The sequence below is a fragment of the Pantoea sp. PGP6 genome, from assembly GCF_053474785.1.
In genome coordinates, this window is sequence record NZ_JBQBMA010000002.1 from 1 (window position 1) to 23301 (window position 23301).

General features: G+C 54.2%; 16 protein-coding genes. 9 read left to right on the plus strand and 7 right to left on the minus strand.

The window, feature by feature from the left end; all coding sequences use genetic code 11:
* From ACLIBF_RS20410 to ACLIBF_RS20425, 4 genes are all read left to right on the plus strand, one after another.
* Positions 1–930 (plus strand): RepB family plasmid replication initiator protein, encoded by a 930-nt coding sequence (locus tag ACLIBF_RS20410; protein ID WP_233988520.1) that lies wholly within the window; start codon positions 1–3, stop codon positions 928–930.
* Between the two features lie 1911 nt (positions 931–2841).
* The gene (locus ACLIBF_RS20415) at positions 2842–4041 is read left to right on the plus strand and encodes an AAA family ATPase (RefSeq protein ID WP_448310429.1); all 1200 of its coding nucleotides are present in this window, start codon (positions 2842–2844) and stop codon (positions 4039–4041) included.
* A 7-nt stretch (positions 4042–4048) separates the two neighbouring features.
* Entirely contained in the window at positions 4049–5020 is a 972-nt protein-coding gene (locus tag ACLIBF_RS20420; protein ID WP_448310430.1) for a ParB family protein, read from the plus strand.
* Positions 5021–5700: 680 nt separating this feature from the next.
* A complete protein-coding gene (locus ACLIBF_RS20425; RefSeq protein ID WP_448310431.1) occupies positions 5701–5991 on the plus strand; it encodes a hypothetical protein in 291 nt (96 codons plus the stop codon).
* A gap of 379 nt (positions 5992–6370) precedes the next feature.
* Here the strand turns inward: ACLIBF_RS20425 and ACLIBF_RS20430 are convergent, their stop codons facing one another.
* Genes ACLIBF_RS20430 through ACLIBF_RS20445 form a run of 4 tightly spaced genes read right to left on the minus strand, consistent with a single transcriptional unit; the run spans position 6371 to position 10340 of the window.
* Positions 6371–7381 (minus strand): transketolase family protein, encoded by a 1011-nt coding sequence (locus ACLIBF_RS20430; protein ID WP_448310432.1) that lies wholly within the window; start codon positions 7379–7381, stop codon positions 6371–6373.
* 1 nt (position 7382) lies between these two features.
* Positions 7383–8225, minus strand: coding sequence for a transketolase (locus ACLIBF_RS20435; protein WP_448310433.1), 843 nt, complete (start codon positions 8223–8225; stop codon positions 7383–7385).
* 12 nt (positions 8226–8237) lie between these two features.
* A complete protein-coding gene (locus ACLIBF_RS20440) occupies positions 8238–9536 on the minus strand; it encodes an MFS transporter (RefSeq protein WP_094119035.1) in 1299 nt (432 codons plus the stop codon).
* A 54-nt stretch (positions 9537–9590) separates the two neighbouring features.
* Positions 9591–10340, minus strand: coding sequence for an SDR family NAD(P)-dependent oxidoreductase (locus ACLIBF_RS20445; RefSeq protein WP_448310434.1), 750 nt, complete (start codon positions 10338–10340; stop codon positions 9591–9593).
* 197 nt (positions 10341–10537) lie between these two features.
* Here ACLIBF_RS20445 and ACLIBF_RS20450 point away from each other — a divergent pair, with 197 nt between their 5' ends.
* The 4 genes from ACLIBF_RS20450 (at position 10538) to ACLIBF_RS20465 (ending at position 15449) form a co-directional block, all read left to right on the plus strand.
* Complete coding sequence (locus tag ACLIBF_RS20450) at positions 10538–11440, plus strand: LysR substrate-binding domain-containing protein (protein ID WP_094119180.1); 903 nt, start codon at positions 10538–10540, stop codon at positions 11438–11440.
* 193 nt (positions 11441–11633) lie between these two features.
* Positions 11634–13082: a sugar porter family MFS transporter gene (locus ACLIBF_RS20455; protein WP_094119034.1), complete on the plus strand. Its 1449-nt coding sequence runs from the start codon at positions 11634–11636 to the stop codon at positions 13080–13082.
* Positions 13083–13442: 360 nt separating this feature from the next.
* The gene (gene pagP, locus ACLIBF_RS20460) at positions 13443–14009 is read left to right on the plus strand and encodes a lipid IV(A) palmitoyltransferase PagP (protein ID WP_448310435.1); all 567 of its coding nucleotides are present in this window, start codon (positions 13443–13445) and stop codon (positions 14007–14009) included.
* Between the two features lie 18 nt (positions 14010–14027).
* Positions 14028–15449, plus strand: a complete 1422-nt coding sequence (locus tag ACLIBF_RS20465) for an alpha/beta hydrolase (RefSeq protein ID WP_448310436.1) — start codon at positions 14028–14030, stop codon at positions 15447–15449.
* 45 nt (positions 15450–15494) lie between these two features.
* Here ACLIBF_RS20465 and ACLIBF_RS20470 read toward each other — a convergent pair whose 3' ends face one another.
* Positions 15495–16349 carry an aldo/keto reductase family oxidoreductase gene (locus ACLIBF_RS20470; protein WP_094119031.1) on the minus strand — a complete coding sequence of 285 codons (855 nt, stop codon included), beginning with the start codon at positions 16347–16349 and terminating at the stop codon, positions 15495–15497.
* Between the two features lie 95 nt (positions 16350–16444).
* Here ACLIBF_RS20470 and ACLIBF_RS20475 point away from each other — a divergent pair, with 95 nt between their 5' ends.
* Complete coding sequence (locus ACLIBF_RS20475) at positions 16445–17359, plus strand: LysR substrate-binding domain-containing protein (RefSeq protein ID WP_448310437.1); 915 nt, start codon at positions 16445–16447, stop codon at positions 17357–17359.
* On the opposite strand, the gene ACLIBF_RS20480 is transcribed toward ACLIBF_RS20475, so the two are convergent.
* Complete coding sequence (locus ACLIBF_RS20480; protein WP_448310438.1) at positions 17343–21947, minus strand: ATP-dependent helicase; 4605 nt, start codon at positions 21945–21947, stop codon at positions 17343–17345. The genes ACLIBF_RS20475 and ACLIBF_RS20480 overlap by 17 nt on opposite strands.
* 115 nt (positions 21948–22062) lie before the next feature.
* The gene (locus ACLIBF_RS20485; protein WP_244175074.1) at positions 22063–23262 is read right to left on the minus strand and encodes an MFS transporter; all 1200 of its coding nucleotides are present in this window, start codon (positions 23260–23262) and stop codon (positions 22063–22065) included.
* Positions 23263–23301 lie beyond the last annotated feature (39 nt).

Sequence of the window (23301 nt, forward strand, 5' to 3'; positions counted from 1 at the left end):
ATGGCAGATAAAGATAGTGAAAACAAAGCGTTACTAGAACCTTTTCTGTCGGTGACCAAAAACAGCGGTGAAGTTATTCAGCTTCATCCCAACAAGAATAATACGGTTCAGCCTGTTGCTTTAATGCGGTTAGGATTGTTTGTTCCGACGCTGAAATCGACAGCGCGCGGTAAATCGGGTGCCATGGCATCGACTGACGCTACCAAAGAGCTGAAGAATCTCTCGCTGGTTAAAGCTGAAGGGTATGAAAAGATTACCATCACTGGCGCGCGGCTGGATATGGATAACGATTTTAAAACCTGGGCTGGCATCATTCAGTCATTTTCGCGTTATCCGACCAAAGGCGACACGGTGACGCTGCCGTTTATTGATTTTGTAAAGATGTGCGGGATCCCTTCTGCCAACTCCTCTGCCGCATTGCGTAAGCGCCTGGATGCTTCATTACGTCGTATTGCGACCAATACCTTATCCTTTGAAGGCAACGGCAAGGCTTATCATACCCACCTTGTGCAATCAGCTTATTACGATCGTGAAAAAGATATCGTGCGTATCCAGGCGGATCCCAAGCTGTTTGAGCTCTATAATTTCGATCATAAGGTGTTATTGCAGCTCCGGGCGATATCTCGTTTAAAGCGTAAAGAGTCTGCTCAGGCTCTTTATACTTTTCTTGAGAGCCTGCCGACCAATCCTGCACCCATCTCCCTTGCCCGCTTGCGGATGCGTCTGAATCTGGGTTCTAAGACCACGACTCAGAATCATGTGGTGCGGCGTGCAATGGAACAACTGAAAGAGATTGGCTATCTTGATTACTCTGAGGTGAAACGTGGCCGTTCGGTATTCTTCATCATCCATAGTCGGACGCCTAAACTTGATGGCATCAGTAATCTTGAGAGCATCGATTCACTGGATGAGATTGAATTTGACGAGTAACCACATTCACTGTAATCAGTACCCGCGCGTTGCAGTGTCACTTCCCGCCTGAAAGTGACACTGTATGCCTGGTTCACCTGTTCACTGTAATCAGCATCCTTCCCCTGTTCACTGCAATCAGTAACATTCACTGTATTCAGCAGTTGTCGCTCAGACGAGCTCCGTGTCTGGCGCTACCCTTTTTAAACACCAGTACTAACAGCTATTTGCATGTTAGTAAGTGCTCACTTAATTATTATGCTCATTACCTTATCGCTGCGTTTAACTGTTTTACTGATTACAGTGAACGTGCCTGACGACTCAAGGCAGTTTGCTGATTACAGTAAACGCTTTAAGATGCCTATTACTGATTACAGTGAATGTTTCATTTTAAGTGATTGAAAAATAATAATTATAACAACTCTGTGCGATATGGGATGAGCATTCCGCTCAGACCCTGTTTTTACAGCGCAATCAGTGACAAACGTGACAGGGTTCGCAAAACTGCTGATTACAGTGAACACTTGAAGTATCGGGTCAGACGGGCTGATCACAATGAAGAGCGGCTAGCATTGGGGTTGGGCTGTTTTCAGCGCTGCAGTTGTGGGACCGGATTACTGATTACAGTGAACGTTTCTCTTCGCCTTGTCAGACTGGTCACGCAAATCAGCATGCGATGTCTTCAGGAGACATTAGCGGGTGCTCAGAATGGCTGGCTGATTACAGTGAACGTGTTGCTGATTACAGTGAATGTTTGCAGCGTAATAGGCGCTGAAAGACCACGGACAGATCGGGTTGTTGACTGCAGTCAGTGTCGGGATGAAAGCGTAAGTGGCGGGCTTACTGATCGCTACCCCAGCCCTGACCAGGTAATGCAACGCTCAGAAGGCGGTTGCTGCAATTAAGCGGGTAATGCCTGCTCTGCTGCATCCGTAATGAATATCTGAATAAGCTTGGGTTGCACTACTGGCTATTGGTGCAGGACTCAGGACCCAGAGTTCAGAGCCTGGCACCGCCAGAGTAGTATCCGCCCTTCCCGGCCAGGCATTCAGATTGCAGTCAGAATCGTATTACCTTTGCCGCAACAAAAATGCAGGTTTGCTGTATGCGATTTACTGATTACAGTGAATGTTATGTTCGGCGCGTTTTTTTACTGATTATAGTGAACGCTGAGTTAGCCGAAGACTCCTGTACTACTGATTATAGTGAACGCTTGTTGCTTTGCTCGCCACTCAGCGCCTTGCCTCGATGCGGATCAGTTTCATTTCGCCTGGCAATTAAACACGATGCAGCGTCCGGGCTAAATTCTACTGATTACAGTGAATGTTTGAGCTGTATACAAGAAGCAGCATTAACCAGAATAGAGAGTTTGCTGACTACAGTGAATGTTTGGGGCCGGTGTCATGATGTACATCTCTCTGGTGACGCCATTCTCTGTTTTACTGTTTACAGTGAACGTTGCAGCAAACAGTTGCGTGATGACCTGCGCTATCCCTGTTCATTGTCCAACGTTCAGAGGATGACTTTTCAGGAAAATTTGCGATACACCCTTTCGCGTTTATCCCATACCCGCCATGCGCACTGCGAGAGGATGGCACCAAACTTCAATTGCGGTCTGCTGATTACAGTGAATGTTTCACCAAATCAGCCCGCTAATCCGCGCCCTACCCTCACCCGTCTATCCGATTCTCTGCCAGCGTCATGATCGTTTACTGATTACAGTGAATGATCCGTCGGAATTTTACTGATTACAGTGAACGTTTCGCTGTGCGAAACCAGGTCGATACAGACAGCAATGTAAAAGCAATGTGATGAATCTCACCAAAACCACTCTGACTACATAGATACGGGGTTTACGCTGACAAGATAAATTATTGCCTCATGTGCAGGATTTCTGTATAAAGTCATAAATCCTACATGTCCGGAGCAACTATGGCTAACGATGATAAGCAGGTAATGAAGGTGGCGCAGCGTTCAGAACGCATGTTGTTAAGCCTTACCGAGCAAATTCAGGCACAAAAACAAGAGTTACATGAAAACACGTATTATCAGGTCTATGCCAAAGCGGCGTTAGCCAAGTTGCCTAAACTGACCCGGGCCAGTGTGGATTATGCGGTGAACGAGATGGAGGAGAGCGGCTATCAGTTTGATAAGCGCGCAGCCGGATCGTCAGTAAAGTATGCGATGTCGATTCAGAACATCATTGATATCTATCACCATCGTGGCGTGCCTAAATATCGCGACCGCCATACCGATGCTTACACCCTGTTTGTTGGCAACCTGAAAGGTGGTGTTTCAAAGACCGTTTCTACCGTTTCGCTGGCCCATGCGCTGCGCGCGCATCCTCATCTATTGTTTGAAGATTTGCGTATTCTGGTGATTGATCTCGATCCGCAATCGTCCGCCACCATGTTTTTGAATCATGAACGTTCAGTCGGTCTGGTCGAGGCCACGGCGGCACAGGCAATGCTGCAAAATGTCACCCGTGATGAGCTGGTGAATGAATTCATCGTGCCGTCGATTATTCCGGGTGTCGATGTGTTGCCTGCTTCTATCGACGATGCGTTTATTGCCTCACGCTGGGATGAGTTGTGCGCTGAGCATCTGCCCGCGCAAAACGTCCATTCAGTGTTGTATGACAATGTTATTGCTAAATTGAAGAAAGATTACGACTTCATCTTCATCGATAGTGGCCCTCATCTGGATGCGTTTCTGAAGAATGCCATTGCCGCGTCGGACCTGCTGATGACACCGGTGCCGCCTGCTCAGGTCGATTTCCATTCAACACTAAAGTATCTGACCCGTTTACCAGAGCTGATCGCCATCATCGAAGACTCAGGCGCGACCTGTCGCCTGCAAGGCAATATCGGCTTTATGTCGAAACTTTCTAACAAGGCGGACCATAAACTGTGTCACAGCCTCGCCAAGGAAATCTTTGGTGGAGACATGCTGGACGCAGCCCTTCCCCGTCTTGATGGCTTCGAACGGTGCGGTGAGTCATTCGACACCGTAATTTCGGCAAATCCTTCGACCTATGTCGGCAGTAGCGAAGCGTTGAAAAATGCGCGCTCAGCTGCTGAGGATTTTGCTAAAGCGGTATTTGACCGTATCGAATTTATTCGCCTGAACTGAGGTTTGTATGAGCGCAAAAAGAATTACGATTGGCAGAACCTTCAGCCAGACACCACTGGAAAATGATAAGAGTGATGACCAGCATAGTCAGACCTTCGTGCTAGCCACCGGGAAACGTGCGCTGTTTCGTTTTGAGCGCATTGCAGCAAACGAAGTCGAAAATAAAACTTTTGTCACGATGGAAACGAACGGTCGCGACCAGGCCGGGCTCACGCCGGACTCTCTGCGCGACATCATTCGCACTATTAAGCTGCAACAGTTTTTCCCGGCTATCGGCATCATGCGTAATGACCGCATTGAGATCCTTGATGGTTCACGTCGTCGTGCTGCTGCCATTTATTGCAAAACCGGCCTTGATGTTCTGATCAGTGACGCTGAAATCAGCGCAGAAGAAGCGCGTCGTCTGGCGCAGGATATTCAGACCGCGCGTGAACATAATCTGCGTGAAGTCGGAATGCGCCTGTTAACTTTAAAAGAAGGTGGCCTGTCGCAGAAAGAGATTGCCGAAAATCAGGGCTTATCTCAGGCCAAAGTGACGCGTGCTTTGCAGGCAGCCAGCGTACCGTCTGATTTGATTTCACTTTTTCCGAATCATTCTGAACTTACCTATCCGGACTATAAAGCGTTGTTGCAGGCTGCGGACAAGTTGAGCGAGTCCGGACAAACTGTTGAAGCATTGATTGACTCGATCTCAATGGAAATTGATGTGGTCTGTGCGCGTGAAGGACTGGCTGAGGATGAGCTTAAGAATCACATCCTGCGTCTGATTCGTCAGGGCAGCCAGACGTTGATGAAAGAACCTGAGAAAGACAAAACTCAGGCGACGACACTTTGGTCATTCGCGGATAAAGATCGTTTTGCACGCAAAAAAGTTCGTGGCCGGATGTTCAGCTATGAATTCAACCGGCAATCAAAAGAGCTGCAGGAAGAGCTGGATAAAGTCATTACCGAGACACTGAAAAAATTTCTCGCCCGTTAACACTCTCATCCGATAAAAAACCAGCTTTGAATAGCTGGTTTTTTGGCTGTAAAACCCTTCACTGCACCGCTTTACGGGCGAATTTCAGGCTGAAATCGCCAGAAATTAACCTGGTATATTTAAATTATCTTACTGTTTAATATAGATAAATTATAGTCACTACCCTCTTCAGTTCGCATGAAGTCGCTGCGGTTTCAGCCTGAATATTCGCGGGTTCTGTTGCTTAAACTGCCACTGTTTAAGTCTGCAATGAGCTGCGCCTGGGCCTTGATCGTTAAGGCTGCGACTTTCGGCAGTATCCACGTTTACGGTAAAGGTGATACAGGCCAGCTGCTCATTGTGTAATGAACAGGTGTTAACCGCTGCAGCATTGTAGCGAAAAGATATCTGTCCCTATCAGCAGGTATCTATATCAGAATAGTTAACCTGCATTGACCAGGTTGATTGCTGATTCACTTGCTGAGTTATACCGATAGCGGAGCGCCAGCCACTCGCTAAAAATGACAATGCAACAAAAGAAATTCGAAGGCTGGTTCATTAGTAACCAATCAATTTTTACTTCACGTTCATTGAAGTACGGTCAGACTCGTTGGTGCTAGTTTGTGATCAACTGGCCTCTGGAACCCAAACGATGCGCCAGCCTGATTTCGTTTCTAACTATGTGTTTTTTAAAAGATAGCATGGAAAATTTCACCCTGAAATCGCCAGATTTTCAGGCTGTTTCGCCGCAGGCTTTCGCATCAGGCTTATGGAAAAAAAACGATCAGAATAAGCGGTACCGGTCAGCCAGAGGAGCCCTGCAGCGGAGTAAAAAAAGATACTCAGAAAATATCCCTCAGTTATCCACAGAAAAAGTGGATAACTTTTTTCCGATGAAAAAACGAAGCTCTTCTGCCAGCTCTTATTTAACAGGCCATCATCCAGTCTCAGGCAGCCAGCACATAACTCTGTTTATCCTACAATCAGAATAACGCCGGCTAACCGATTTTAATGTCAGTGCCTCATCCGTCAACGTGCATTCACTGCGATCGGTAAATCGGATTGTCACTGATACCAGAGAACGCCTCCTGCCCCGATGACTTGCCGCCCTGTCTGCCGGGTTTAACTGGCCTGGGCCGGATGCTGTTTACAGTGAATAGCCTGTTTTTTGCTTTTGTCGGATACCGATAGCTTCACTACACGGTAACCGGACTGGGGTAGTTACCGGCACTTCATTCTTGTGACGGTCACCGGATGACCCGATTCGCTGACCACTGCAATCAGTGAAAGACCGTGCTAAGTCAGCCCCGACCCGATTAAGAAGGTTTAAACGACGAAAAAAAACCGGGCCAGGCCCGGTTTTGGTGAGGATTATGCCTCCAGCCAGACGGTGATTTGCCTGATCATTGCCTCGGTTGAAATGCCATAACGGTCATGCAGCGTTGGTAGCGCGCCTGCTGCCAGAAAAGCATCTGGCAATGCGATTTGCCTGTAGCGCGGCGTCACGCTATTACGCATTAACAGGCCAGCAATGGCTTCGCCTAAACCACCCACGACTGAATGATTTTCTGCGGTAATCACCAGTCGGTTAGCATCAGCTGCCTCACCCGCCTCGCGCAGAATGGTCGCTTCATCCAGCGGCTTAATTACCGGTGAATGCACTACACCTACCTCAATGCCCTGCTTCTCCAGCGCTTCAGCGGCTTCCAGAGCCCGCATCGTCATCAGCCCGCTGCTAATGATCACCGCATGTTTACCGCCACGCAGGCGCTGCGCTTTTCCGTGCTGATAACGGTAATCATATTTATCCAGCACCAGCGGTACTTTCCCTCGCAGCAGGCGCAGATAAACCGGTCCCTGATGCTCAGCCATAGCCGGAACGACCTGACTAATCTCAAGCGCATCACAAGGATCGATGATGGTGAGATTGGGCATTCCGCGGAAAATCGCCACATCTTCCGTTGCCTGATGGCTGGGTCCGTAACCGGTGGTTAAGCCCGGCAGCGCGCAGGCAATTTTGACATTCAGATTCTCTTCGGCAATAGCCATACAGATAAAATCATAGGCGCGACGTGAAGCAAATACCGCGTAGGTCGTGACAAATGGTGTAAAGCCTTCACGCGCCATGCCAGCGGCTGCGCTCATCAGCAACTGTTCTGCCATGCCCATCTGATAGAAGCGTTCCGGGAAGGCGTCGGCGAAGAGATGCAGGTCAGTATACTTGCTTAAATCAGCCGTCATTCCGACGACATCAGTTCGTTGCTGCGCCAGCGATACCAACGCATGACCAAACGGTGCAGAAATTGTAGGCTGTCCTTCTGCGGCTATCGACGCGATCATTGCCGAGGTGGTCAGGCGTTTTTTTTGCGGTTGTGAATTCATCTCAGACTCCTTGCTCAAGCGCGGTCAGGGCTTTATCCCACTCATCGGCATCAACCCGGATAAAGTGTGTTTTCTCACGGTTTTCCAGAAACGAGACACCTTTGCCCATCCGGGTATCACAGATAATCACGCGTGGCTGCGGTTCAGCCCAGTTAAGCGCCGCATCAAACGCGGATTGCAAAGCCGTGATGTCATTGCCATCCACCCGCTGCGTATACCAGCCAAAGGCCTGCCAGCGATCCACAATCGGTTCAAAGGCCAGGATCTCGCTGCTATGCCCATCCGCCTGCTGATTATTAACATCAATGATGGCGATCAGATTATCCAGTTTCCAGTGCGAGGCGGACATCGCCGCTTCCCAGGTTGACCCTTCGTTCAGTTCACCGTCAGAAAGCAGGTTAAAGACCCGCGATGCGGAACCTTTTTGCTTCAGGCCCAGACAGGCGCCGACGGCGATACCTAAACCATGCCCGAGTGAACCGCCAGTGATTTCCATGCCCGGGGTATAGGCCGCCATGCCGGACATGGGTAAACGGCTTTCATCGGTGCCGTAAGTCTCACGTTCTGCTTCCGGTATCACGCCGGCTTCCAGCAGTGCTGCATACAGAGCGATAGCATAATGGCCAATCGACAGGTAAAAGCGGTCACGCTGTTCCCAGTCAGGCTGATCGGCGCGATAGTTCATGGCATGAAAATAGCTGACAGCGAGGAGATCGGCCGCGCCGAGCGCCTGTCCGATATAGCCCTGTCCCTGTACCTGACCCATCAATAAAGCGTGGCGGCGAATATTAGTGGCGCGTTGCTGCAATGAGAGACCGGATGATGCGTGCAGATGGTCAGTCATATTACCTCCTGATTAACGATTAACATCCGCTGCCCGGATGCGCAGCACGCAGAGCGCACCACCCAGCAGAACGGCAGCGATAAAGTACATTCCTGACGCGGGTGAACCGGTTGCCGTGGTAATGGCACCAATCAGCCACGGCGAAAAGAAGCCGGCCAGATTGGCTATGCAGTTCACCGCGGCGATGCCTGCGGCGGCAGACACGCCACCCAGCAAATTGGTCGGTAGCATCCAGAACAGCGAAGACGCAGAGAGTATCCCGGCGGCGGCAATGCACAGTGAGAGCAGCGACAGAGAGATGCTATGACTCAGTAACGTCGCCAGCGATAATCCGATCAGTCCCACCAGCATCGGGATAACCAGATGCCAGCGGCGCTCACGATGTCGGTCACCGCTGCGACCGGCCAGCAGCATAAAAATAATGGCGCACAGATAGGGCAGACTGGTCAGAAAGCCAATATGCAGCGGCTCACTGACGCCGGAATTTCTGACCAGTGTCGGTAACCAGAAGGTCAGGGCGTACTGTCCCATCACCACGCAGAAGTAAATCAGCGCCAGCAGCCAGAGACGCTTATCCGCAACGAACGCCTTTACCGTGCTGTGACAGGCCTTCTGCTGATTGTCTTCATCGAGGTCGGCGCGGACACGGCGTTTTTCTTCTTCATCCAGCCAGTCCGCCTGCTCAACGCGGTCTTTCAACACCAGCAACACCACTAAGCCCATAGCAATCGTAGGGATAGCCTCCAGCAGAAACATCCATTGCCAGCCGGCCCAACCGTGGAAACCAGCAAAGGTTGCCATAATCCAGCCAGATAGCGGGCCACCAAGCATCCCGGAAAGCGGAATGGCGATAAACCACAGCACCGTCATGCGTGCGCGGCGGCTGGCGGGGAACCAGTAGGTGAGATAGAGCAGAAGACCGGGCGCGAGGCCAGCCTCTGCCACGCCGAGCAGGAAGCGCAGCAGATAGAACTGCCATGCGGTTTCAACGAAGGCGAACAGGGCCGAGATAAGACCCCAGGTGATCATGATGCGGGCGATCCAGCGGCGAGCGCCGACCCGATGCAGAATCAGATTACTGGGTACTTCAAAAAAGAAATAGCCGATAAAAAAGATCCCAGCACCCAGACCATATACCGTTTCGCTTAGTGACAGATCGTCCATCATCTGTAATTTAGCAAAGCCGACATTAACGCGGTCAAGATAGGCGCAGAGATAACACAGCATCAGCCACGGCATTAATCGCCAGGCTATTTTGCGATAGGTGATATCGCGCGCAGCCGCAACTGCGCTCAGGTTAAGCGTGCTCATGATATTCACTCCTGGTGTGAGCCCGCCGTTCATGCGGGCAGGGCAGGGCGCTTTTTAATGGATAAGCATGCCGCCGTTAACGTCGAGCGTGATGCCGGTCAGGTAACCAGAGAGATCGCTGGCGAGAAATAACGCTGCGTTGGCGACGTCACTGGCTGCGCCGAGGCGGCCAAGCGGAATACCGTCAATGATGGCGTGGCGACGTTCATCCTGCAGCAGCCCGCCGGTAATATCGGTCTGAATCAGACCGGGCGTAATCGCATTGATACGGATCTGATCGGGTCCAAATTCGCGCGCCATCGCTTTGGTGAGTCCAAGCACGCCAGCTTTGGCTGCGCTGTAGTGTGGTCCGCCAAAAATACCGCCGCCGCGCTGTGCGGAAACCGATGAGAGGCAGACAATACTGCCGCTCTTTTGCTGCTGCATGGTGGGGATCACCGCTTGTGACATAAGCAATGTGCCGCGCAGATTCACGTCAAGGATGCGATTGTAATCCTCAGGGCCGATCTCCAGCGTTTTCACCGGCTGCGTTATACCAGCGTTGTTGACCAGCACATCTATCCGGCCATAGTGCTCAAGTACCTGATCGATTGCCCGGCGAAAGCTAAGCGGATCGGTCACGTCTGCGGCCAGCCCCAGATGTCCGTCGCCACAGGTAAGAGCACTGGCCTGCGCAGCTTGCAAATCCAAATCCAGCACCACGATACGGGCGCCGTGCTGAGCAAAGCAGGCTGCGGTTGCCCGGCCAATCCCGCGCGGGGAAGCTGCTCCGGTGATTATCGCGACTTTATTTTCAAGTAACATAGTCCACTCCAGAAGAATAATTATTAGTGGTTCGGTATTGCTACCGGCAGGGTCACGATCAGAATTGATAAAGCCGTCGATATTGGCAATGCAAAAAAATTCATTTGATGCTGAATGAATTTGTTGGTTTGATGCAGTTAACATTTCTGCGTTTTATTAATGGGCATTCATCACATATTTCCGTCACGGAGAAACCGATGGACAAGCAGGCTGACCACTTACCTTCGATTAAATCACTGCGGGTGTTTGAGCAGGTGGCTCATTTTGGCAATGTGGCGCGTGCGGCGGAGGAATTAAGTATTACGCCTTCTGCGGCCAGTCATCAGCTGGCAAAACTGGAACGAGAGCTCGGTTGCAGCCTGTTCAATCGCTCAGCTAAAGGCGTAGTGCTGACGCTGTCAGGCGAACATTACCTCAAGGAAATCAGCCCGATACTGCTGGGCCTGGCGCAGGCGACGGCGCGCATCAGTAACGAGAAGACGCGCAGTAATCTGCGGATTCACTGTGCGCCGAGTTTCGGTCTGCTGTGGCTGTTGCCGCGGATTCATAAATTTCGCGACAGCTACCCGGAATTTCAGCTGACGCTCTCCTGCTCATATGAAAACTTATCGTTCAGTCGCGATAATATTGATATTGCGGTGCGGCACGGTTTCCCGGACTGGAAATCGTTTGAGATTAAAACCATCCGCCATGAAAGGATGTCGGTACTGGCTTCGCCCGATTATCTTGAACGCTATCCTGTTAATCAGGCCGGGGATCTCATTCATCACGCGCTGATATTATCGGAATCACCGCTTATTCAATGGCCGCAATGGTTCGCCGCTCAACAATTACCCCAGCCGGACAAAGAGTGGTTATTTCGCTTTGACCGCTCTTATATGAGTCTTGAAGCAGCCATGCTGGGTCACGGGCTTATTTTCGAGAGTGAGTTGCTGGCTGAAGATTATTTACGCAGCGGTAAACTGGTCAGAGTGCTGCCAGAGCCCTATAGCCTGCCGGTCAGCGCGCACCACCTGGTTTACCCGCGTGGCTTTGCACAGTTTCCCCGCGTCAGTCATTTCCTGAACTGGATCCAGCACGAACTGAACACGTTAATTTAATGTTAAAGGTAGTTTCGGTTCGCCACTATTTCCCTGAGTTTTGTAATTAATTATCCCGCCAGAAAAGAGGCATTGCTAAAGCTAAGTGATAAATACCGTCTACACTTCATCTCCCAATCGGTAAATATGTTCCAATTTTATTCCGTATGAAATTTCATCTACGGATGTTTAACTTGTTAATGGCAGGGTAATTATGAGTACGAATAGACCAGACGCGGGTGAAGCGGGCGAACACGCGCCTGCCGACACGGTACGCCAGCGTATTTTTCTTGTGGTGTTGGTTGCCACTATGGGTGCGCTGGCGTTCGGTTATGACACCGGGATTATCTCCGGTGCCTTACCTTACATGACTTCTCCGCCGGATCAGGGCGGACTTGGGCTGAACTCCTTCACCGAAGGGCTGGTGGCCTCTTCACTGGTGTTCGGTGCGGCCATCGGTTCGTTCCTGAGCGGCTTCTTCTCCGATCGCTTTGGTCGACGTATCACGCTGCGCAGCCTGGCTGTGTTGTTTGTGCTTGGCTCGCTGGGCACGGCGCTGGCGCCATCGGTCAATGTGATGGTGGCGATGCGTTTCCTGCTCGGTATCGCGGTGGGTGGCGGCTCTTCGACCGTGCCGGTGTTCATCGCTGAGATTGCCGGCCCACGACTCCGTGCGCCGCTGGTCAGTCGTAATGAACTGATGATTGTCACCGGTCAGCTGATCGCCTACGTGGCCAGTACGCTGCTGAGTTATCTGCTGCACGATCCGCATCTGTGGCGTTACATGCTGGCCATCGCAATGGTGCCTGGCCTGTTGCTGTTTATCGGAACCTTCTTTGTTCCGGCGTCACCGCACTGGCTGGTGGCGGAAGGTCGCCTGAAAGAAGCGAAAAAGATCCTCAAATACCTGCGGGAAACGCCGCGAGAAGTGCGTCATGAAATGGCGCAGATGAAGAAGCAGGCGCGGGCGGCGGAACGGGGTCCTGATGCAAAAACCCTGATCCGCGAGAAGTGGGTAATACGCCTGATGATTATCGGCGTCGGTCTGGGCTTCGTGGCGCAGTTTACCGGGGTTAATGGCTTTATGTATTACACGCCTATCATCCTGAAACAGACCGGTCTTGGCACCAGCGCCTCGATCGCCGCAACCATCGGCAACGGGGTCGTTTCGGTCGTGGCGGCGATTGTGGGTATCTGGGCGGTCAGTCGTTTCCCACGCCGGGCGATGCTGATCACTGGCCTGTGTCTGGTCATCACTTCGCAGATTATGCTGGGTGCCGTGATGACCTTCATCAGCCCGAGCCTGATGCAAAGTTACCTCGCCCTGGGCTGTATTCTGCTGTTCCTGTTCTGTATGCAGATGTGCATCTCACCCGTTTACTGGCTGATGATGTCAGAACTGTTCCCGATGCAGTTGCGTGGGGTATTAACCGGCGGTGCCGTCTCATTACAGTGGATCTTTAATGCGATAGTCGCCTTTGGCTTCCCACCGATCATGGAATATGCCGGCAGCACTACCTTCTTTATCTTTGCTGCGATTAACGTCGGCTCGCTGATCTTTGTGATGGCGATGGTACCGGAGACGCGCGGTAAAAGCCTGGAAGAGATTGAATCCCATATGAAAGAGAAGTTTGGCGAAAAATCACAGGCTGCTGAAGCCTGATCCCCTGAACCGGACTGACTCCAGTCCGGTTTTTTTTCTGCCGCCTGTCCGCCGTTAACCTTCTGCTGTACCGCTCAGACATTCACTGTAATCAGTGGCCAGAATGCCTTTACTGCTGGCGATTTCAGCCTGAAATTCAGTTCCTGGCGGGCTGAAAACAGCACCTTCATCACTGACCGTTTGCGTTAATTAGCGCATTATCCGCTAATTACGTGAAGCATGACGAATGACAATTAGCGCGTTAAGGGCTCCGCTATACTCCTTCGTCATTGATTAAACGAAGCATGACGGGTGACAATCAGCACGTTAAGGACTGCGCTATACTCATTCGTCATCACCACCGCGCTGACGGGACCTGTCATGAAAATTGCTACCGCAACGGTATTGCTTGCTTCAACGCTGGCCGCCGGTCCGCTCTATGCTCAAACCGCGGTCTCCTCTCTGTCATCCTGGTGGGATGGGGTGACGGATGATGTTGCTCAGACCTGGAATGCACCGCAGCATACCGATCTCTATCTGCCCTTTATCAGCTGGCATGCCCGTTTTATGTATGACAAAGAGAAAACCGATCACTATAACGAGATGCCGTGGGGCGGTGGTCTGGGTGTCTCCCGTTTTGATGAGAGCGGCAACTGGAATGCGTTATATGCGATGGCGTTTAAAGACTCGCATAATGAGTGGCAGCCGATTGTGGGTTATGGCTGGGAAAAGGGCTGGTATCCTGGTGAAAATCAGGATTTCCGTTTAGGCGCGGGAATAACCGCGGGTATTACGGCACGCAAAGATTTCGGTGGATATATTCCGTTGCCGATCGTCCTGCCGCTGTTCTCTGCGGGTTATAAAGCGTTGAATGTGCAGTTCACCTATATTCCCGGCACCTACAACAATGGCAATGTTTTATTTGCATGGCTTCGTTATGGATTTTAATTTTTCAGGTAAGGATGCATGACCAGGACGTTAAAAATAATCTCCCGCTGGAGCAAACGCTTTCTTCTCGGCGCGGGATTGATCGTGGGGCTATTGCTGATCTTCCGTGTGTATGAGGCTGAGCGCGGTCCCGAATTACATCGCTGGCACACCTGGGTCCCCCATGAATTAACAATTGAGCAGCTTGATAAGGCCAGTTATGCCGATTACCTTGCGGCGGAAAACCGGCTTTTTGATGAGATGAAACAGCAGGTCAGCAATAAGCTCGAGGCGGACGAGAAAACGCCGCTTAACCGTTACTATGCCCGCAGTCTGATCTACCCCGAAAATTTTGATCACGACTGGAACCGCTCCTATATTCTGCGACCCGATGGCGTACCGCGGGGTGCCGTCGTTCTGCTGCACGGCCTGACCGACAGTCCCTATAGCCTGAGACACGTAGCGGAAGTCTACCGCCAGCAGGGTTATGTTGCGGTGGCGCTGCGGTTACCCGGCCACGGCACGGTACCGGCCGGACTGACGGATGTAGACTGGCAGGACTGGCTGGCTGCCACGCGGCTGGCGGTGAAATACACGCTGGACAGCCTGACCGATCACCATTTACGCCGTCCGCAACAGCTGATTCTGTTGTCGCCGATGATAGGCGTAACCCGTTTCGCCCGCTTTGCCGGTATCGCGGGGCTGCCGTCGATTTTTCCCGCTTTTTCTAAAACGGCGTGGCTGAACATTGTGCCGGAGTTCAATCCCTTTAAGTACAACTCCTTTCCGGTGCACGCCGCCCGTCAGACCTATCTGTTAACTCAGGCACTGCAACAGCAGATTGTGCAGGCGTCACGTCAACAACAGCTGGTGGCATTCCCGCCGATCCTGACCTTTCAGTCAGTAATGGATTCCACCGTCAGCACCCCGTCGGTGATTCGTTCTCTCTATAATTACCTGCCGGATAATGGCAGCGAACTGGTGCTGTTTGATATCAATCAGGCAGTCAGCGTTAGTCCGCTATTCCGTCACTCTTCGTACACCGCCGTTAATCAGCTGCTGCCGGCCGCGCGTCGGTTATACGCCTCAACGGTGATCACCAACGCAACGGCGACGTCGTTAAACATGGTGACAAAAACCGTACCTGCCGGTGAGATCAGCGAGCAGACGCAGCCTCTGGCGATTAATTATCCTGCCGGACTCTATTCACTCTCCCACGTCGCGATTCCGTTTCCGGCGCAGGATGGTTTATATGGCAATGAGCCAGCCATCAAAAATGAGTACGGTATCAGCTTCGGCACCTTATCACTGCGGGGTGAGAGTGCCGTGCTGATCGTCGGGCTCGACTCGATAATGCGCGCCACATCGAATCCGTTTTATCCGTATATGATCGACAGAATTGATCACCACATCCGCTGTAGCGATCGGCCCTCGCTGGTGAACTGTCTTAAGCAGTTCTGACACCGAACAGCAAATAAAAAAAGCCCGCCTGGCGGGCTATGCGCTTCAGATACCGTTGAGCTTTGCCATGATCTCATCGGTTAACGTCAGTTGAGCACTGGCCAGATTTTCCTGCAAATGCTCGGACGAGGAGGTGCCAGGGATCAATAAAATATTCGGCGAGCGGCGCAGCAGCCAGGCGAGCGCTACCTGCATCGGCGTGGCATTCAGCGAGGCAGCGACCTCATTTAACTGCGTCGACTGCAACGGCGAGAAGCCACCCAGCGGGAAGAACGGCACATAGGCGATCTGTTGCTGTGCCAGCTGATCGATCAGCGCATCATCCTGCCGGTTTGCCAGGTTATACATATTCTGCACACAAACAATCGGGGTCATTGCCTGCGCGTCAGCAACCTGCTTCGGCGTGACGTTACTCAGGCCAATATGCCGGATCAATCCACGCGCTTTCAGTTCCAGTAGCGCAGTCAGCTGCGGTTCCAGCGACCCCTCTTGTGGCGCAAATACCTGAAACATACTGCGCAGATTCACTACGTCGATGACATCCACTCCGAGATGACGCAGGTTATCTTCTACCGCCTGGGTCAGCGCGTCGGGCTCCATAGCGGGCAACCAGCCACCTTTAGCATCACGCCGGGCACCGACTTTCGTCACAATGCAAAGATCCTGCGGATAAGGATGTAGCGCTTTTTTGATGAGCTTGTTGGTTTCGTGCGGTCCATAAAAATCACTGGTATCAATATGATTAACGCCCGTGGCAACCGCATCGCGTAGTACCTGAATGGCCCGTGCTTCATCTTTGACCGGACCAAAGACGCCTGGTCCCGCCAGCTGCATAGCGCCATAGCCCAGACGGTTTACATTACGATCGCCCAGCTGATAGGTCATGGTGGTGTGTGACATGGAAACCTCCTGCGTGAATGTAGAATGATTGTAACGGGGTTACGGTTGTGCAACTATCCGGTGAAATCAGGACAGACTGTACGGAGTGCTGCACAATGGCGGTAGAGATAGCGTTACTGGAGGCAGTCGTTGCGGTGGCAAAAGCCGGTGGATTCCGTGAGGCGGCTCGGGTGACCGGCAGTAATGCGTCACGTCTGAGCGATGCGGTGCGCCGTGCCGAACAGCAACTTGGTATCCGGTTATTTCACCGCACCACGCGGACGGTCGTGTTAACCGAAGCGGGCAGGGCACTGATGGAGCGGCTGCTCCCGGCAATGAATGAAGTCAACGCTGCGCTGGATGCGATCAATCTCTACCGCAATACGCCAGGCGGTACGCTGCGGCTCAACGTACCGGTCAGCGCCACGCGTCTGGTGTTACCGGCGTTGTTGCCGGAGTTCCTGCGGCGATATCCCGATATTCAGCTGGAGATCGTGGCGGAAAGTAACGTTCAGGATGTCTTTCGCGACGGCTGCGATGCTGGCATTCGTTACGATGAGCGGCTGGAGCAGGATGTGGTGGCGATGCCGATTGGCCCACGCCGCCAGCGCTTTGCGGCAGCGGCTTCAGCGGCTTATCTTGCCCGGTATGGCCGTCCCGATCATCCGCGCGATCTGATCCATCATCGCTGTCTGCGAGGCCGCTACGCCAGTGGCGTTATGCCGGACTGGGAATTCAGCCGGGATGGCAGTGACGTCACTGTGCAGGTGAGCGGACCGCTGGTGGTAAGTGTTGGCGGAGCAATGGATCTGGCCGTTGAGGCGGCCATTGCCGGTAGCGGCATTATTTATCTGTTTGAGGAGTGGCTGCGGCCCTGTTTTGACAGCGGTAAACTGGAACCGCTGTTGCAGCCCTGGTGGCTGAGCTTCTCTGGCCCGTGGCTTTACTACAATGACCGCCGGTTAATTCCGGCGCCGCTGCAGGCCTTTATCGATTTTGTTCGAGAAGACAACCTCAACCGTACCAGCTGAATCCCTGCGGCACGCGGGAGAAGCCGGCATGGCGCAGGGTGTTGAGTAACGGCGACTGCGAGACCGGCTGACCGTTTACCGTTTCCAGCGTAAAGCTCAGCGATTTTTCACGCTTCAGCGCCAGCGCCAGTGCCGCGATGGCGGCCTGCTGTTGCGCTTCATCCGGCGTAAAGATCAGCAGATCTTTTCCGCCCTGCGGCAGATAGAGCGCCAGTTCGCCGCCCACAATCGCGATCCGCGCACCCAGCCTCCGCACCGGGCGTGCGCCGGACATATGGACAGGCCAGCCCAGCGTGGCACCGAACGGATTCGCCGGGTCCATGGCGGCAAGCGCCACTGCAGCGGTGGTGTCAGCTGGTTGCTGTGCCAGTTCACGCAGACGCTCAATCGTCAGGGCATCAGCGAACTGCGCGCCGCCCGCGCCAGTGATAAAGCGTCCACGCATAATCCGCCCTGCGTCTTCCATGCCGCGCAATACCGGCTGCAAAGCAGGGAAACCGCCTGGGATCTGTTCCGAAATTGCGCTGCCACGCGTGATGACGCCGTAGCGGTCGAGCATATTTTCGGCCAGCGCCAGCGCCTGACGTGTTGGTGAAATATCCCGCCGGACAAGACGTGACCAGCGTCCGGCAATGGTGTTGACGCCCGGACCGCGTCCCGTTGAGGCTGAGGGCGCGAACCGCTGAACGTGACGGCTTCGCAGGGCGCGCGCAGGTCGGGAACGTGTCGCGCCCGGCGAGCCCAGCAGCCCACGCACGGCAGTCCAGGTATCGGTGGTGATGTCGCCCTGCCACACCAGTTGCCATAAAGCGGCATAAATATCGCCGGACGGCGGCGTTTCCGGCCCCGCAAGTTTTGTCATGATCTCGTGGGCGAACCACGCGCCGCCGTGGCTAAGTGCCTCAAGAATGGCTTGTTGTAATTCTGTCGGTGACGGCGTTGAGTCTGATGGTGGCAGCGTTTCAGCGGCAAATTCGGCGAGATGGAGCGAAATTAACCCGTCATTGTGTCCTGACGCTTTATGACCGCACCAGAGCACCTCGCCGTTAGCTAACAGTTCATCCAGCATCGCGGGTTGATAATCACGAATTCGGGCGCGAAGGATCTGCGACTCCCACAGCGAGGCAGGCAGCGCCACGCCCGCCAGCTGCTCTATTACCCGCGCTAGCCCATCAATGCCTTCATACAGGGGTTGCGCGACAGGCAAGGTTTCACGGGTAAAGGTGGCTGCCGGATTAAGCACGCCGTGCCGCTCCAGCAGCAGCGTTACCCAGGCAGCAGGCGGGACCGGACGTGTTGCCTCGCGAGCTGATTGCAGTGAACGTAGCCGCAACCGTTTGAAAACGTCGGCTGAGACCCAGACGCCGTGAGCCTGGCCGGTTTCGCTGCCGACGTGCAGCAGGTTGCCTTGCTCGCGTAAAGGCAGCAGTGCGCTGTTGATAACCGCGACGCCCACACCATAGCGATCGGCAAGCTGCTGCGCGCTGAACAGGGCGTGAGTGCGGGCATAACGGGTGATCAAATCGCGGATCGGATCGGGTAGCGGCTGTAAAAAGGTGGCGGGCAGATTGTCGGGGATGGCAGTAGCAAGGGCATCGCGCAGACGGGCAGCATCTTCCACCACCGCCCAGCGCGCCTCACCGGCAACGGTGACCGAAATCACCCGCTGCGCCTCTTCAAACTGCTGTAATGCCGCGACTGCCTGTGAGGGATCGCCGCTGAAACGCGCTTCAATTTCGGGTAGCGATAGCGGGCCGAGTTCGCGTAGCAGATCGACGATGCCTTCGGTATGCTGGGCCTGATAGCGTGGGTCCAGGCGCTGTAACGCCTGCTCTACCTGCTCAACAACGGCGGGAGCCAGTAGATCACCTTTATCGGTCTGACCCAGCAGTTCGCCCAGCAGGTTACTGTCGAGCGCCAGCAGTGAGGCGCGGCGTTCAGCCTGCGGCGCATCGCTGGCATAGATAAATTCGGCCACATAGCCAAACAACAGCGGCGCCGCGAAAGGCGAGGGGACGTCAGTCGTGACCTCGACAAACTGCACGCTTCCCTGCTGTATCTGATTCATCAGGCGGTGCAGAGCGGGCAAATCATAGACATCCTGCAGACACTCGCGTGCGGTCTCAATCAGGATCGGGAAATCTTCATACTGGCGAGCTACTTCCAGCAGCTGACCGGCCCGCAAACGCTGCTGCCACAGGGGTGAACGTTTACCCGGATTACGCTTCGGCAATAGCAACGCGCGCGAAGCGCATTCCCGAAAGCGGGCAGCAAACAATGCCGAGCTGCCTATCGTGTCAGTGACTTCCTGCGTCAGGCTATCGGCATCAAACACAAACAGTTCCGCTCCCGGAACCCGACCTTCGCTGTCGGGGAAGCGGGCTATGATGCCGTCGTCGCTGGCGACCACCGACGCATCAATGCCCAGTCGCCGCTGGATGCGTGCCGCGATCGCCAGCCCCCAGGGTGCATGGATGCGTTGTCCCCAGGGTGAATGCAGGATCACCCGCCAGTCACCGCTTTCATCACGGCAGCGTTCAATCACCAGGGTGCGATCGCCAGGCAAGACACCAGTGGTAGCGCGCTGCTCAGCCAGTAACGACAGCAGATTAGAGATGGCATTATCATTCAGCCCGAGGGAATGCAGATGCTGTTGTGCCTCTTCGGGCGTCGCATTATCAAGCTGACGCAAGAACACCGCCAGGCTGGCACCTGAATCTGCGGCCCGGCCAACGCCTTCACCGCGCCAGAACGGCAGGCGTGCGGATCGGCCTGGCGCTGGTATGACGACGACCTGATCATGAGTTATCTGCTGGATCCGCCATGACGTCGCCCCGAGGGTGATGATGTCATTGACCCGCGATTCGTAAACCATCTCTTCATCCAGTTCGCCGACCCGCCGCGATCCCGATTGCTCTTCGCCTTCAGGCAGGATAACGCTGAACATACCGCGATCGGGTATGGTGCCACCGCTGGTAACGGCCAGATGCTGGGTGCCAGGACGGGCCGTTAACAGGCCGCTTTGGCGATCCCAGACCAGGCGGGGCCGCAGATGTGTGAAATCATCCGAAGGGAATTTTCCGGCCAGCATATCCAGCGTAGCGTCGAACAGGCGGCGCGATAGGGCGCGGAACGGATCGGCACGCCGCACCCGTTCAAACCACGCATCCGCCTGTAAAGGTTCCATGGCGACAGCGGCCAGCGTCTGCTGCGCCAGGATATCCAGCGGATTACGCGGCGGTGAAAGGGCATCAAGCTGCCCGGCCTGCATCGCTTGCAACGTCACCGTCGCATCAAGCAGGTCGCGGCGGGTGCGAGGAAACAGAATCCCGGTGGAAGCACCGCCAACCTGATGTCCGGCCCGGCCAACCCGTTGCAGCGCGCTGGCGACTGACAACGGTGCACCCACCTGGATCACCAGATCAACCGGCCCCATGTCAATGCCGAGCTCCAGGCTTGACGTCGCCACCACACACCGCAATTCGCCCTGTTTCAGCGCCGATTCAATTTCGCTGCGCTGCTCTTTCGACACCGAACCGTGGTGAGATCGGGCGATAACCGCGGGCGCGCTGTCACTGCGATTCTGGCTGCCACCGGAAAAGGAGGCATAGTGTTGCGCCGGCTGCGGCAGGCTTTCCGTCTGCTGTTGAACCGCGTAACGTTCGTTCAGTCGCGCGGTGAGTTTTTCAGCCAGCCCGCGTGAGTTAGCAAACACCAGCGTGGCACGATGCGCCATCACCAGTTGCAGGATGCGCGTCTCGATATGCGGCCAGATAGATCCGCTGGGCTGACCTGTGTTGCTATAGGGATTCGGATCGCTGGCGATATCGGTCATATCCGTTACCGGCACCTCAATGCTGAGATGCAGAGTACGACCAGCGGCGGGATTCACCACCAGGGTTGGCTGACAGCCACCCAGAAATTCAGCGACGCGTTCGACCGGGCGTACCGTGGCAGAAAGCCCAATGCGCTGAGCAGGCTGCGGCAGCAACGCATCCAGCCGCTCAAGGCTTAGCGCCAGCTGCGAGCCGCGCTTTGATCCGGCTACCGCATGGACCTCATCAACAATGACCGTGGTCACGCCCTGCAACGTAGTGCGAGCTTTCGAGGTCAGCATAAGAAATAACGATTCAGGGGTGGTTATCAGAATATCCGGTGGACGTCGCAACAGTTTTGCCCGCTCAGCCGTTGGCGTGTCGCCGGATCGCATCCCGACATTGATCGTGATCTCTGGCTCGCCCCGTTGCTGACGTTCAGCCATCACGCCGGCCAGCGGCAGATTGAGGTTGCGCTGCACATCTGCCGCCAGCGCTTTGACCGGCGATATATACAAAATACGGGTGGTGGATTCGCGATCGGGCGCAGGTTGCTGTGTCCGGGTCTGGAACAGGGAGTCGATGGCGGTCAGGAAGGCCGCCAGCGTTTTCCCTGAACCGGTCGGGGCAATCACCAGGCAGTGCTGACCGCTGGCAATTGCCTGCCATGCCGACTGTTGCACCGGCGTCGGAGCATCAAAGGTCGTGGAAAACCAGCGCCGCGTCGCGGGCGAAAACAGGGCTAAAGCATCATCAGGACGGGATTCAGGCATGATATTTATGGCGTTACCCAACAGCAGGACTCAGTGAATCGAACCGTTTGAGTGTAAATGATAATCCCGATTTGTGAATGACGTGGCGGGGAGGCTGGTCATTCAGTCCCACTATTTAGCTGTGCGCCCGGGCAAATGAACCGGATCTGACCGCCAGCAACGACACCAGCGCCAGCATCACAATCGTCATGCCATAAAGAAACGCGGTCAGGGTCAGGCCAATGTGTGGCGCAGCGATGCCTGCCAGAATCGCCGGTAGCGCAAAGGCGAGATAGCTTTTGATGAGAAAGGCCGAGAACAGCCCGGCGCGCTCATGGTTTTCAGCGAGCTGCATAATAATCTTCAGCACATTTGAAAAGATTGAGCCAAATCCCTGACCCGCAATGGCCGTACCGAGATAGAGCCAGGCGACGGCATGCAAACCGACTCCAGAGAGAGTGAGACTGACGCCGGCTATCAGCATCAGCGTTCCAACAAAAAGTGCTCGCGTGGGTGGCAGCGACCGGAAGAAAAACACCGCGGCGGTGGCGCTCAGCATCAGGGTTGCTACCACACTGCCACCGATAAAAGGCGACGTCAGGCCGGTGGCGCTGATCACCAGCGTCGGCATCAGTGAAAGATAGAATCCGCCCAGCATCCAGGTTGCAATGTTCACCGGCGCGACTTTCAACAGAGGGCCCAGTGCACGACGCGGAATTTTCACCTGCGGCCGCAGCGCAGCCAGCACCCCGGGCTGAGGTGAAATGGTTTCGGGTATCAACGGCAACAGCGCCATTGCCACCAGCATCGCCAGTAACAACAGCGCATAAAGCATCACGGTAGGGAAGGGGGCGTAAGTGACCAGGATGCTGCCTGCCAGGGTTCCCAGCGTCATTCCCAGAAAGGCGGTGACGGAGTTGAGCAGCGGACCGCGATGTTTATTGGCATCGATTAGGGTCGCACCAAAAGTCGGTAAGGCGATGCCGGTCGCAAAGCCCTGCACCAGACGTGCGCCGATTAAAACCGTAGCGGAATCAGCACAGATAAAAATCACCAGCGCCACGCTATTGAGCGCCAGGGCCAGCAACATCAGTGGTCGTCGGCCGGTATAGTCAGAAATTTTCCCCACCGTCAGCAACGCGGCCAGCAGCGCGAAGGCATAGACACCAAATATCAGGGTGAGCAGCGACGGGCTCAGATGAAACAGCGTGCGGTAGAGCGGATAAAGCGGCGTCGGTGCGCTGCTGGTGGCCGAAATCAATACCGCGCCGATGAAGCTGAAAAGCGTCAGACGTGCAGCGGAACGGGGAGGCAGAACGGGCGGGATGGCTGTCATGATCGATACCTTAATGCAAAGGATTAGCTTTAGTAAGGT

Excerpts from the sequence above, each read along its gene's own strand:
- ACLIBF_RS20455 (WP_094119034.1), top strand. The coding sequence starts at position 11,634 with ATGAGTACGAATAGACCAGACGCGGGTGAAGCGGGCGAACACGCGCCT.
- ACLIBF_RS20445 (WP_448310434.1), bottom strand. The coding sequence starts at position 10,340 with ATGTTACTTGAAAATAAAGTCGCGATAATCACCGGAGCAGCTTCCCCG.
- ACLIBF_RS20425 (WP_448310431.1), top strand. The coding sequence starts at position 5,701 with ATGGAAAATTTCACCCTGAAATCGCCAGATTTTCAGGCTGTTTCGCCG.
- ACLIBF_RS20415 (WP_448310429.1), top strand. The coding sequence starts at position 2,842 with ATGGCTAACGATGATAAGCAGGTAATGAAGGTGGCGCAGCGTTCAGAA.
- ACLIBF_RS20485 (WP_244175074.1), bottom strand. The coding sequence starts at position 23,262 with ATGACAGCCATCCCGCCCGTTCTGCCTCCCCGTTCCGCTGCACGTCTG.
- ACLIBF_RS20450 (WP_094119180.1), top strand. The coding sequence starts at position 10,538 with ATGGACAAGCAGGCTGACCACTTACCTTCGATTAAATCACTGCGGGTG.
- ACLIBF_RS20435 (WP_448310433.1), bottom strand. The coding sequence starts at position 8,225 with ATGACTGACCATCTGCACGCATCATCCGGTCTCTCATTGCAGCAACGC.
- ACLIBF_RS20465 (WP_448310436.1), top strand. The coding sequence starts at position 14,028 with ATGACCAGGACGTTAAAAATAATCTCCCGCTGGAGCAAACGCTTTCTT.
- ACLIBF_RS20475 (WP_448310437.1), top strand. The coding sequence starts at position 16,445 with ATGGCGGTAGAGATAGCGTTACTGGAGGCAGTCGTTGCGGTGGCAAAA.
- ACLIBF_RS20470 (WP_094119031.1), bottom strand. The coding sequence starts at position 16,349 with ATGTCACACACCACCATGACCTATCAGCTGGGCGATCGTAATGTAAAC.
- ACLIBF_RS20430 (WP_448310432.1), bottom strand. The coding sequence starts at position 7,381 with ATGAATTCACAACCGCAAAAAAAACGCCTGACCACCTCGGCAATGATC.
- pagP (WP_448310435.1), top strand. The coding sequence starts at position 13,443 with ATGAAAATTGCTACCGCAACGGTATTGCTTGCTTCAACGCTGGCCGCC.
- ACLIBF_RS20420 (WP_448310430.1), top strand. The coding sequence starts at position 4,049 with ATGAGCGCAAAAAGAATTACGATTGGCAGAACCTTCAGCCAGACACCA.
- ACLIBF_RS20410 (WP_233988520.1), top strand. The coding sequence starts at position 1 with ATGGCAGATAAAGATAGTGAAAACAAAGCGTTACTAGAACCTTTTCTG.
- ACLIBF_RS20440 (WP_094119035.1), bottom strand. The coding sequence starts at position 9,536 with ATGAGCACGCTTAACCTGAGCGCAGTTGCGGCTGCGCGCGATATCACC.
- ACLIBF_RS20480 (WP_448310438.1), bottom strand. The coding sequence starts at position 21,947 with ATGCCTGAATCCCGTCCTGATGATGCTTTAGCCCTGTTTTCGCCCGCG.